We start from the raw sequence: 11,844 nt of genomic DNA, 5'->3' as shown, positions 1-11,844 counted from the left end.
GAATAAATACAAACAAAAAATTGCCTATATCATTTTACGGATACAGACAATTTTATTAAGTGAAAAACTTAAAGCCGCTTTTTAAGGGGTGACTAGTTAGAAGATACAGTTTTTTGTGTACTATCATGCAGAAAATAAAATCATCTAAAGGAATAGATTTTCTTGAATTTTACCGAAACTTTCCCTACCTTTACACCATCACTTAAAGAGGAAAAGTTCTCTTAAAAATCACTCTAAAAACGGAGTGAGTAAAGAGTGAGTAGAATACAATCTTCGATAGTTAAACGACTGACAGCATACGGGTTAGATAGGACACTCGAAATCCGTCAACGCCCACAATAAAATTAAGCAGTTACAATAAAAAGTGACTGCTTTTTTTGTATTATATTGGTTGGTTTTAGTGGGCCAAGCTGAAAATCCGGTTGGTAGAAAACTAAAGACGTTCAACAGAAAAGAAATATTTCTTTCTTTTAGTCGTTATATTAATAGTTTTAATAATACAACAATCTCAACTAACCAGCTCAATTCATGGATTATATCGCTTTAATTCCAACAGAAGAATGGCTTAAGTCAATTGCCAGGTTCTTTGACTCTTCAATAGACGGTAATAAGATTTGCATTAACCCGGCTCGTGGGAAGGGATATTTTGAAGCCTTTAGACTTGAAAAGGGGCTTGATATGGTTATGACAGATATTACACTAAATAAAGATGTATATGTTCACAGACAGAAATCAGAGAATAAAGGAATTATAATAAAATACCTGATCCATACACCATCCAGTTTTTCAGTTGTTAAGGATGAAGAAGAGAAGCATGTTATTACTGACGGCATTTATGTTTCTACCTCCCACTCTTTCGACACAAATTATATCAAGGCAGGATATCGGTTTCAGGTATTATCTTTCCACTTATCCCCTGATTGGATAGAACAAAACCACAGTGACGACTCGCTAATATTAAATAAAACGACAACCGTTCATCCTTTTTTTATTTTTGAGAAGATGACGGCAACTATCCTACAGTTGGCAAAGAACCTCTTCACGACTTACGAATCAAACTCTCCCTATAAAAGATTATTGTTCGGGGCTATCTCTACCGAACTTTTAGCAAAGACCCTCTCAATCTTTGATTACAGAAAGAATACCCCTCTAAAGGAAGTAATCAAGAATCAACAGGATATTAACCTTTTACTTGAAATCCGGGAAAAACTGACAAAAAACTTCGTAGAAGGTTGCCCAACGATACAGTCCATATCTGAAGAGTTTGGAATAAGCCCAACAAAGCTGAAATCTAATTTTAAAGTATTCTACGGAAAGTCCATTTTCCAATACTTTCAGCAAGAGCGGATGGAATTGGCAAAAAGAATGATTGAAAGTGGAAACTCCATAGCCGACGTAGGATATACAATCGGATATAACAACCTAAGCAAATTCTCATCAGCCTACAGAAAGCAATTCGGTTTCAATCCGAAAGAAACCCAATTGACTTGATTTGTTTCCATTTGTCCGAAAGGGATAGGATATAGTCTATATGGGCTGAAAGCTTATTCCTCCTTTACGTTCTTTTGCATTGTAAATCATTAAGAGCAAAAAGACGTATATGACAATCAAACAAAGATTCATGTTTTTAGTAATATTGTTTTTGTTGCTGGCACACAATGGCATAGCACAAAGCAGTAAAAAAGAGTATGTCGTTTCAGGTACAATAAGAGACCATGAAAGCCGAGAGTTACTAATTGGAGTAACAGTTGTAGAGCAGGGAAACGAGTCTAACGGGGCAATAACGGATGTGGATGGTGAATATAAGATTAAAGTATCTCCGGGCGAAGCCATTCTTATCATATCTTATATGGGGTACGATAAGGAAGAAATAAAACTTCAGATAAATGCTGATATCACACAGGATATATTCCTGAAAACATCTACTCACAGTTTGCAAGAAGTAGTCGTTTCCGGACGAAAGGCAGATGAAAACGTAACAAGCGTACAAAGCGGGGTAGAGAAAATCAGTATAAAGGAGAGAAATAAACTTCCGGTATTATTAGGAGAGAAAGACATTATCAAGTCCATCCAACTATTGCCAGGAGTAAGATCAACAGGCGAAGGAAGTAGTGGTATATATGTTCGGGGAGGAAGTTCGGATCAGAACTCAATCCTTCTGGACAACATTCCTCTTTATAATACTTCTCACCTGATGGGGTTCTTCTCTACATTCAATTCGGATGTAATTAAAAATGCAACTCTTTACAAAGGAGCGATGCCTGCACAATATGGAGAGAGACTGTCTTCTGTGATTGATATTCAAGCAATGGATGGTGACATGGAAAAATACAACTTCAACGGAGGAATTGGGCTTATCTCTTCCAAACTTAGTATTGACGGCCCTATTCAAAAAGGAAAATCATCCTTTGTTATTGCCGGACGCAGAACATACGCAGATTTAGTAGCGAAAGCAATTGGCGCAGAAGATGCAAAAAGTACCTCTCTTTATTTCTACGACTTAAATATGAAAATGAATTTCAACTTGTCAGACAAAGATCGGTTAACCGTATCCGGTTATTGGGGGAGGGATGTTGTAGGTATGAAGAATCTCTTTAATTGAAATAGTTTCGATCTGATCTGACAGTTAAAGGGCAAACAATTAAGTTTGTATTGCTAAATAGAACAAAAAAGTTTTACCCTTTAAAACTGTCAGAAATGAGTTTAGAAACAAAAGTAATTAAAAGCCGCTTAGGATTACTATCCTTAGCCGAAGAATTAGGCAATGTATCAAGAGCCTGCAAGTATTTAGGTTATAGTAGAGAAACCTTCTATCGTTACAAAGATTTGTTTGCAGAAGGAGGTGAAGCAGCTCTTCGAGATATGAATCGCCGAGTCCCCAATATCAAGAATCGCATAGAGGCGCATATCGAAGAGCGGGTTGTTGCCTTTGCCATTGAAAACCCTGCATTTGGTCAAACCAGAGCTTCCAACGAGCTAAAGAAAGAAGGGATGTTCGTCTCCCCTTGTGGAGTTCGTTGTGTCTGGCTTCGCCATGATTTGGAGACCTTCCAAAAGCGACTCAAAGCTCTTGAAGCTAAAGTTGCACAAGAAGGCTTAATCCTTACGGAATCACAAGTTGTAGCATTGGAAAAAGCCAAAGAAGAGAAGGTCGCTCATGGCGAAATAGAAACACATCATCCAGGTTTTCTTGGTGCACAGGACACTTACTACGTTGGTTATATCAAAGGTGTTGGCAAAATCTACCAGCAAACATTTATCGACACTTACTCCAAAGTGGCTACGGCAAAGCTTTATGACCGAAAGTTAGCCTTGGTAGCTGCTGATATGCTCAATGATAGAGTTGTTCCTATGTACGACCAGTATGTTATTCCTTTAATGCGTATTTTGACCGACAGAGGTACCGAGTATTGTGGAGCAAGAGAGCATCATGAGTTTCAGTTATATCTTGCTATAGAGGATATTGATCATACGAAAACAAAAGCCAAAAGTCCTCAAACAAATGGGATTTGTGAACGTTTCCACAGAACGATGCAAGACGAGTTCTATGCAACCGCTTTTCGTAAAAAGATTTATAGCACGATAGAAGAACTACAAACTGATCTTGATGTTTGGTTGGAGTATTACAACAACGAAAGACCGCATTCGGGTAAACATTGTTATGGCAAAACCCCCATGCAGACTTGGAATGACAGTCTGTATCTGGCAAAAGAAAAGCTATTATCAAATCATTATCAAAATGTTGTATCTTTGCCCCTGTCAGGTGAAGTGGAAACGGGCTCTGCTGGGGAGCAACCCGTCAGAAATAACCTGACTGACTGGAATGGTCAAGGGGGACGAAAATCCCCCTCTAATAATCTTACTATTCCAAGAAATTATGTCTTAGAAAACCCAAATATGCAAATCTGATGAATTTGCCCTACTGTCAGATCAAGTCCGAACTTTTACACTTTAATAATAGTTATGGCAATCTATCAGGTGCCATGCGCTGGAGTAGGAATTTCAACAGTAAATTATTGATGAATACATCCTTAATCTATAATAACTACTCTACAAAAGCCGAGGAAAACATGGATGTAGATATGAAAGTCTCAACGGATATCAATGATTATATCTTAAAACAAGATTTCTCTCTCTTCTCTTCCGAGAAAAGTACATTGCGCTTCGGATATAGTAGCACCTATCATAATATAGGCCCCGGCAAATACAAATATGAAGAAAATGCAGGAACCGACAGAACCCTTCAGAACCGTTACTCATGGGAAAATGGAGTTTACGTAAGCCATCAGTTTAAACTTTCTGATAAATTGGAGTTACTGTATGGACTTAGAGCATCTGCATTTTCGGTACTTGGTAAAGGTAGCTTCTATACGTTGGATCAGAATCATAATGTAATTGATACTACATTTTATAAATCAGGCAAGATAGTAAAAACCTATTTTAATATCGAACCCCGTATCTCCGTCAATTACAACTTGAGCAATAACTCTTCTCTGAAAGCATCTTATGCGCGAACGACACAGAATATGCATTTACTGTCGAACAGTGCGATGAGCGAATTATCGGAGCGGTGGACTTCCAGTTCCAACTATATCAAACCTCAGATTGCCGATCAGGCGTCATTGGGTTATTTCCGCAATTTCGCAGACAATCGGTTTGAGTTCAGTGTCGAGGGTTATTATAAAGAGATGAAAAACCAGATCGACTTTAAGGATAATGCGAATACTTCACGCAAAGATGATATAGAGACAGAGTTATTGTTTGGAAAAGGAAGAGCGTATGGCGTTGAGTTTTTATTAAGGAAACGAACGGGGCGGTTCACGGGTTGGATATCCTATACCTTATCGAAATCCGAAAAGAAGATAGACGGGATAAATCAGAACAAATGGTATAACGCCACACAAGACCGGACGCATGACATATCCGTTGTCGGCATGTACGAACTCAGCGATAAGTGGTCATTCTCTGCGGCATGGGTCTATTATACAGGAAATGCGGTTTCTTACCCCAGTGGAAAATATCCGGTAGACGGCTACGAAATTCCTTATTTCACCGAACGTAACGGCTACAGGGCTCCCGCTTATCATCGTCTTGACTTAGAAGCGACTAAAGTCCTAAAGGAAACAAAGAGGTTCACATCCGAACTATCTATCGGACTTTATAATGCTTACGGCAGGGAAAATCCGTACATGATAGAATTTAAGACAAATAAAGATGACCCCAATAAGTTATCTACTTATCAATATTCATTATTCAAATTTATGCCGTCCGTCTCATGGAATTTCAAATTTTAAACAACAATCGTCATATGAAAGTCAAAATATCAATCCTTATACTTGCTTCACTCTTCTTCTCCTACGAACAGGAAGTAGAACTAAAAGTAAATACATCAGAGCCTTGTTATGTTATTGAGGCTCAGATAGCACTCGGAGAATTTGCTAAGGTCAATATTGTTGAATCTAAAAATTATGGGGAGGACAATCAGTATCCTCCTGTACGCAACGCTATAGTTTCCATTTCGGATAACACCGGAGAAAAAGAAACGTTAGAACTAATGGCTTCGGGGTTATATGAATCAACGAAGATAAAAGGCATCGAAGGACGAATCTACCAGCTAAACGTTGAAATAGAACAACAAGAATACACATCGGTAGCGACTATGCCATACGCAGTACAGATAGAAGACATGATAATGTTTAAAACAACGACAGATACCTATTTCCCTAAAATAACCTATAACGATCCTCCGGGAATAAGAAACTACTACCGGGCAATTCTATCTATCAATGGCAAACGAATGCCCGGTATGGAAGTGATGGATGACAGAGATACAGACGGGAAAAAGAACAGTAGCCTGATCCTTTTTGATCCTGAATATAATGGCGGAGACGACATCAAGAAAGGGGATGTAGTCTGTATCGAAATGCAATGTCTTGACAAAGGCGCCTATACCTATTTTGAATCACTAAATAGGATCAATGAGTCTTTAGCCAACCCTACCAGCAATATAACAGGAGGCGCATTGGGCTATTTCGGTGTTTATACTAGTGATACAAAAGAAATAATAGCCGACTGGTAAATGCTCGGGTTTATTTCTTCAGAAAACAGGTTTTAAGAACAATAGAGCTTCCGTCTATCTTGCAGTCAACTTCTTCCGGAACGTCTGTCAGGCGGATGCTCTTTACTTTGGTACCACGCTTTATCACCATTGAGGAACCTTTTACTTTCAGGTCTTTGATTACAGTAACACTGTCGCCATCCATCAGTTCAGCGCCATTGCTGTCGCGGGGGATATTATCGCCTGCTTCCGACTGTTCATCTCTCATAAACTCTGCACCACAATCGGGGCATATGTACATTGTTCCGTCAAAATAGGTATTTTCCGATGTACAAACCGGACATTTTGGGATATCACTCATATTACTTGTCTTATCATTTAAGCGCACAAAGGTAGTCTTAATTCGGGAAAAATGTCTCTTTTTTACAATGAACTACTTCTACAAACACATATCTTTGCCGAAATAACATGGAAGAATTCAAGATCATACAGCCCTCGCCACTGCTTGCGCCATACATAAAGAACTACTGGCTACTGAAAACAGCTTGTGATTCTCCAACGTTGGCACGAACGGTTCCTACCGGTATGATGAATCTGATATTTCACCGGGGCAATCGTCTGTTATCCGTTCACGATAACGAACTTCATCCCCGTGCATTTCTAAGCGGACATGAAAAAACGTTTGCCGATCTCGAGTATACCGGGCAAATCAATATGATTTTCGTTGTCTTTCGTCCGGCAGGCGTCAAGGCCTTTTTTGACTTGCCCATGCATAAGATCAACAACCTGCGCGTAACAGCCAACGAACTAGGAGACAAAGAACTGGCAGAGTTGGAACATTCGCTAACAAGCATTGAAGATGACCCATTATGCATCCTGCTGATCGAGCAGTTCCTATTGAAGCGACTGAGCCGTCTTGCCGAATATAACCTGAAACGGATAGAGGCTACCATCCACTTGATCAATACGGGTCAGACTGATGTGGCCTTACTCGCCAATACTGCCTGCCTGAGCACCAAACAGTTTCAGCGCATTTTCTCGGAGTATGTCGGTTCAAACCCCAAGGAATTTTCCCGAACAATCCGCTTCCAACGGGCATTACATAGGCTTGAGACCTGTCCACAAACCAGCCTTACCGACTTGGCTTACCAATGCGGATATTTCGATCAATCTCATATGATTAAGGAATTCAAGGCTCTTTCCGGCTATACGCCGAGCGAGTACTTAGAGACTTGTCCCCCTCATTCTGATTATTTCAACTAAATACCACTTTGTCTCTTTTTTACAATTCTGACCATTCTTCAATCTCTACTTTTGCTTTCTCATTATTAAAGAATTAAAGTCATGGACAAAAAGACATTAACAGAGAAAGCAAAATCACATTTACAGGTGTTATGTTCCGAAATTGGCGAACGCCGGGTTGGAAGTACAGAAAACCGCAAGGCAACAATCTATGCAAAGAAAGTTTTGAAAGAGTCAGGCTGGGAAACCGAAGCAACCGAACTATCGGTTATTGACTGGAAAACCAATGGCGCAGCATTGAGCTGTAACGGTCAGTCATTCGAGGTATATTCGTCTCACTACTCTTTAGGGTGTTCTGCACAAGGCGAACTGATTGCAATCAATACTATCGGCCAACTGGAACAGACCAATATTAAGGATAAAATCGTCCTTCTTTACGGAGAGATTGCGTCACAACAAATAGCCCCGAAGCACTTCCCCTTTTGGAATCCCGAAGAGCATCAACACATTATCTCCTTGTTGGAGAAAGGCAACCCCAAAGCCCTCGTTTGTGCTACGGAACGCAATTCGGCAACTGCAGGCGGCATTTACCCCTTCCCTTTGTTCGAGGATGGCGATTTCGATATTCCATCGGTCTACATGAAAGATACCGAAGGCGAAAAGCTACTCTCCTGCACAGGTCAAACGGTAGAACTCGAGTCTAGAGCGATCCGTATTCCCGAAACAGCATTCAACGTAATCGGAAGAAACACCAAGCAAGTCAAAGATCGAATTGTTATCACCGCTCACATAGATACAAAAATCAATACGTCGGGAGCAATAGATAACGGGACAGGTGTGGCAATCGTTTTGTTGTTAGCAAAATTACTTAAGGAACAACCTCTTAACCTTCCGACAGAATTAGTGATCCTGAATGGCGAAGATTATTACGGCGCACCGGGACAGGTAAAATACATGGAACAGAATACCGGAACGTTCAGCGATATACTACTGAATATAAACATAGACGGAGCAGGATACAAAGACGGTCTTTCCTGCTTCTCTGCTTTCGATCTTCCTGAAAATATACTCAACACACTACATAAAGTACTTAGGGATACTCCTGAAATTGTTGAAGGGCTTCCGTGGTATCAGGGCGACCATAGTATGTTCTTGCAAAACGGCTGCCCGGCAATCGCCGTCAGCTCGCAATGGTTTATAGAGAATATGGAATGCCAGGAGATTACCCATACTCCGAAAGACAATCTCGAGATAGTCAATTACGAACGGATTGCAGAGTGCGCTCTTGGCATAGCAGCATTGATAAGGGAGTTAAAACTATTCTAATATAAGATTGTTTATATGATAGCATCTTACATGAAAGTATATGGACAACGAAGTGGTAATGCCTGTTTTGTTCATTGGGCACGGAACACCTATGAACGCTATCGAAGACAATCCCTTTTCAAGGAAATGGAAAGAAGTGGGGAAAATCTTACCTCGCCCTGAAGCTATATTATGCATCTCGGCTCACTGGGAAACCGGTTTATCCATGGCTACAGCCATGGATAAACCTAAGACTATCCACGATTTCGGAGGCTTCCCCGAAGAATTGTTCAGGCAACAATACCCTGCCTCCGGCTCACCTCAGCTGGCTGATATACTTTATAATCGTATAAAAATATCCGAAATAGAAAAAGACTATCGATGGGGCTTGGATCATGGCACATGGTCATTCTTGAAACATATGTATCCGGATGCTGATATTCCGGTTGTACAACTAAGTATTGATTATACCCGGGATATGCAATTCCACTATAATCTTGGAAAAGAACTGTCATTTCTCCGCCGCAAGGGTATGTTGATTGCCGGAAGCGGCAATATGGTGCACAATCTACGCTTTGCCCGTCCCAACAAAGAAGGTTTTAATTATGAGTTTGCATATGAATGGGCCGGAACACTAAACGATGTAATGAAAAAGAAAATTCTGGCCGGCGATCACACTTCAATGATCAACTACCGTACGCTAACTTCGGAAGCCCATCTTGGAATACCCAGCGAAGAACACTACATCCCTTTGATTTATGCTCTCGGCTTGCAAGAACCGGAGGACAAGGTAGAGATATTCAATGACATGATAGTGGCCGGATCCATTTCCATGAGCTCACTGATAATCGGAAATAATATACCTCACATATAGCTAAAATCATAAATTGTATTACATTTGCAGTCTATGTGTAAAACAAAGAAGGATTTGGTGTAGTAAATAACCTTTAGGCGTTCTGCTTAAGGTTATCCCTCAGTTTGCACTCAGGCATATTCTTGCCGGAGTTATTTTCATATCTATATACGAAAGAAAGTAGGAATGATTTGTTGAATCATTTCAGCTTTTAATTATTAATATTCAAAATTGAGTAATCATGAGTAACGAAAATAAAACAATTTACGAATTCGACTTTAATTTCATTTGCGAATACTTCGCCAGCGTAGAACGACAAGGACCCGGAAGCCCCGAAACCACCATCAAAGCCTTGAGCTTTATAGATAACTTGACTAATGAGTCCCGTATCGCCGACTTGGGCTGCGGAACGGGTGGACAAACCATGGTTTTGGCGCAGAACGCTCCGGGACAGGTTACCGGACTCGACTTGTTCCCCGATTTCGTTCACATCTTCAACCGTAATGCCGGGCAACTTGGTTTGCAAAACAGAGTAAAAGGCATCGTTGGTTCGATGGATAATCTACCGTTTGGAAAAGAATCTTTAAACCTTATCTGGTCTGAAGGAGCTATCTATAATATCGGCTTTGAACGGGGATTGAACGAGTGGAAACAGTATCTGAAGAAAGGCGGCTACATAGCCGTATCGGAAGCCTCATGGTTTACGGATGAACGTCCCGATGAAATCAACGACTTCTGGATGGAAAACTATCCCAGAATAGACACCATTCCGAACAAGGTTGCCCAAATGCAGCAAGCCGGATACGTTCCCGTTGCCACCTTTATCATTCCCGAGAATTGCTGGACAGAACACTTTTATGCACCTTGCCATAAGGCGCAGGAAGAGTTCCTGAAAAAGTACCCGGGTAACCAAACGGCCGAAGAATTAATAGCAGGCCAACGCCGCGAAGAGCGTTTATACCATGCGTATAAAGACTTTTACGGCTATGTATTTTATATTGGAAAAAAGCAATAACACAATGAACAACTTACAACTATACGGTTGGAATGAAGAACTGTTCCAACAAAAACAAAACTCCAGTTACAAAGACCTTATTCATGGGCGGGTAACGGTTACGCATAAAACCTGCTACGAGGTAGTAGCCGAAGCAGGTTTTTATACCTGCGAACTTGCCGGAAACATGCTCTACGGAAAGGATTCTTCCGAATATCCATGTACAGGCGACTGGGTTATTTTCCAACCCATTGATACGGACAAAGGTATCATTCTTGATAGCCTGCCCCGGCAGAAAACACTTTATCGCCTTAAAAGCGGTACGGTTTCGGAAAGGCAGGCCATCGCCTCGTTTATCGACAAAGCCTTCATCGTACAAAGCCTGGACGAAAACTTTAATGTCCGGCGGATTGAACGTTTCCTGTTGCAAACGGCAGACGAAGACATTCAGCCCGTATTGGTATTGACTAAAACGGACTTAGGCTTCGATAAGGAAGAGACAGAAAGCGCTCTGAAGCATATTTCGGATAAGATACCGGTATTCTATACCAGTACGGAATCTGCAGAAAGCATTGCTCAGCTTCGAGCGTTTATCGCTCCGGGAGAAACGATTGTCTTCACTGGTATGTCGGGCGTAGGGAAAAGCACATTAATCAACGCCCTTTGCGGACGAGCGCTTTTGCAGACAGGTGCCATCAGCGACTCAACAGGGAAAGGCAAACACACCTCTACCCGCCGAGAAATGGTATTGATGCCGGATTCCGGTGTATTGATTGATACTCCGGGAATAAAACTATTTGGTGTGACAAGCGATAATACCGACAAGCTGTCTGACATCCTGGATATATCAGATTACGAGGGCAAATGCCGCTTCAAAGACTGCCAGCACGTCAACGAAAAAGGATGTGCCGTAATCGAAGCCGTAGAAAACGGTGAGATAGACCGTGGCGTATATGATAGCTATCTGAAACTTCGCCGGGAAGCATGGCATTATACAGCTTCTGTTCATGAGAAAAGAAAATACGAGAAGTCATTTACCAAGATGGTAAAGAATTACAAAAACGACGAATCATATTTGACGGGAAATAAAGCAAAATAGCATAATACTTTTTGCGCTTTCCTACTAAGCTATGCGTCTTTGCATGGTAGAAAATCGTTGGCCGATAATTATCGGTCAGTTGGCCGACAGCCGTCAGCCAACTGGCTGACAATTGTCGGTTAATTGGTTGATGGCTATCGGCCAACAAAAACAAGGCAAGATATTTCTCCTGCAGTTCAACCGACTTTTCAGAATATACTTCTATTTCGTGTATTGTTGTGAATAATCTGCCCAATATAAACAAAGTATAGACCAATGCAGGAAGAAGGATTTGACTATCTTTGCAGTAGAAG

General features: G+C 40.9%; 10 protein-coding genes and 1 pseudogene. 10 read left to right on the top strand and 1 reads right to left on the bottom strand.

The genetic code is table 11. The features are described from left to right. Positions 1-528: 528 nt before the first annotated feature. The 5 genes and pseudogenes from M2470_RS03495 to M2470_RS03475 all read left to right on the top strand — a co-directional run bounded on the left by M2470_RS03495 (position 529) and on the right by M2470_RS03475 (position 6,079). Complete coding sequence (locus M2470_RS03495) at positions 529-1,491, top strand: AraC family transcriptional regulator (RefSeq protein ID WP_280743365.1); 963 nt, start codon at positions 529-531, stop codon at positions 1,489-1,491. A gap of 130 nt (positions 1,492-1,621) precedes the next feature. After that, a complete protein-coding gene (locus tag M2470_RS03490) occupies positions 1,622-2,602 on the top strand; it encodes a TonB-dependent receptor (RefSeq protein WP_280743366.1) in 981 nt (326 codons plus the stop codon). 95 nt (positions 2,603-2,697) lie between these two features. Next, positions 2,698-3,684: pseudogene (locus tag M2470_RS03485) on the top strand (IS481 family transposase); the annotation flags it as partial. Between the two features lie 224 nt (positions 3,685-3,908). Then, a complete protein-coding gene (locus tag M2470_RS03480) occupies positions 3,909-5,294 on the top strand; it encodes a TonB-dependent receptor (protein ID WP_280743367.1) in 1,386 nt (461 codons plus the stop codon). A 14-nt stretch (positions 5,295-5,308) separates the two neighbouring features. Beyond that, complete coding sequence (locus M2470_RS03475) at positions 5,309-6,079, top strand: DUF4249 domain-containing protein (RefSeq protein ID WP_280743368.1); 771 nt, start codon at positions 5,309-5,311, stop codon at positions 6,077-6,079. 10 nt (positions 6,080-6,089) lie between these two features. Here M2470_RS03475 and M2470_RS03470 read toward each other — a convergent pair whose 3' ends face one another. Further along, complete coding sequence (locus M2470_RS03470) at positions 6,090-6,419, bottom strand: zinc ribbon domain-containing protein YjdM (RefSeq protein ID WP_280743369.1); 330 nt, start codon at positions 6,417-6,419, stop codon at positions 6,090-6,092. Positions 6,420-6,526: 107 nt separating this feature from the next. Here M2470_RS03470 and M2470_RS03465 point away from each other — a divergent pair, with 107 nt between their 5' ends. From M2470_RS03465 to rsgA, 5 genes are all read left to right on the top strand, one after another. Next, positions 6,527-7,321 (top strand): helix-turn-helix domain-containing protein, encoded by a 795-nt coding sequence (locus M2470_RS03465; protein ID WP_280743370.1) that lies wholly within the window; start codon positions 6,527-6,529, stop codon positions 7,319-7,321. 81 nt (positions 7,322-7,402) lie between these two features. Continuing rightward, the gene (locus M2470_RS03460; protein WP_280743371.1) at positions 7,403-8,626 is read left to right on the top strand and encodes a M28 family peptidase; all 1,224 of its coding nucleotides are present in this window, start codon (positions 7,403-7,405) and stop codon (positions 8,624-8,626) included. Positions 8,627-8,666: 40 nt separating this feature from the next. Beyond that, a complete protein-coding gene (gene ygiD, locus M2470_RS03455; RefSeq protein ID WP_280743372.1) occupies positions 8,667-9,479 on the top strand; it encodes a 4,5-DOPA dioxygenase extradiol in 813 nt (270 codons plus the stop codon). 220 nt (positions 9,480-9,699) lie between these two features. After that, a complete protein-coding gene (locus tag M2470_RS03450) occupies positions 9,700-10,473 on the top strand; it encodes a class I SAM-dependent methyltransferase (RefSeq protein ID WP_280743373.1) in 774 nt (257 codons plus the stop codon). Between the two features lie 4 nt (positions 10,474-10,477). After that, positions 10,478-11,551 (top strand): ribosome small subunit-dependent GTPase A, encoded by a 1,074-nt coding sequence (gene rsgA, locus M2470_RS03445; protein WP_280743374.1) that lies wholly within the window; start codon positions 10,478-10,480, stop codon positions 11,549-11,551. Positions 11,552-11,844: the final 293 nt, after the last annotated feature.

The organism is Parabacteroides sp. PH5-46 (assembly GCF_029892785.1).
Classification (GTDB): Bacteria; Bacteroidota; Bacteroidia; order Bacteroidales; family Tannerellaceae; genus DFXE01.
The sequence above is the reverse complement of the archived record's forward strand: the minus strand, read 5'-3'. Positions and strand labels throughout refer to the sequence as shown.

What these genes read in the sequence shown, in the direction of transcription:
- M2470_RS03470 (WP_280743369.1), bottom strand. Translation starts at nt 6,419, where the DNA reads ATGAGTGATATCCCAAAATGTCCGGTTTGTACATCGGAAAATACCTAT.
- ygiD (WP_280743372.1), top strand. Translation starts at nt 8,667, where the DNA reads ATGGACAACGAAGTGGTAATGCCTGTTTTGTTCATTGGGCACGGAACA.
- M2470_RS03460 (WP_280743371.1), top strand. Translation starts at nt 7,403, where the DNA reads ATGGACAAAAAGACATTAACAGAGAAAGCAAAATCACATTTACAGGTG.
- M2470_RS03495 (WP_280743365.1), top strand. Translation starts at nt 529, where the DNA reads ATGGATTATATCGCTTTAATTCCAACAGAAGAATGGCTTAAGTCAATT.
- M2470_RS03450 (WP_280743373.1), top strand. Translation starts at nt 9,700, where the DNA reads ATGAGTAACGAAAATAAAACAATTTACGAATTCGACTTTAATTTCATT.
- M2470_RS03490 (WP_280743366.1), top strand. Translation starts at nt 1,622, where the DNA reads ATGTTTTTAGTAATATTGTTTTTGTTGCTGGCACACAATGGCATAGCA.
- rsgA (WP_280743374.1), top strand. Translation starts at nt 10,478, where the DNA reads ATGAACAACTTACAACTATACGGTTGGAATGAAGAACTGTTCCAACAA.
- M2470_RS03465 (WP_280743370.1), top strand. Translation starts at nt 6,527, where the DNA reads ATGGAAGAATTCAAGATCATACAGCCCTCGCCACTGCTTGCGCCATAC.
- M2470_RS03475 (WP_280743368.1), top strand. Translation starts at nt 5,309, where the DNA reads ATGAAAGTCAAAATATCAATCCTTATACTTGCTTCACTCTTCTTCTCC.
- M2470_RS03480 (WP_280743367.1), top strand. Translation starts at nt 3,909, where the DNA reads ATGAATTTGCCCTACTGTCAGATCAAGTCCGAACTTTTACACTTTAAT.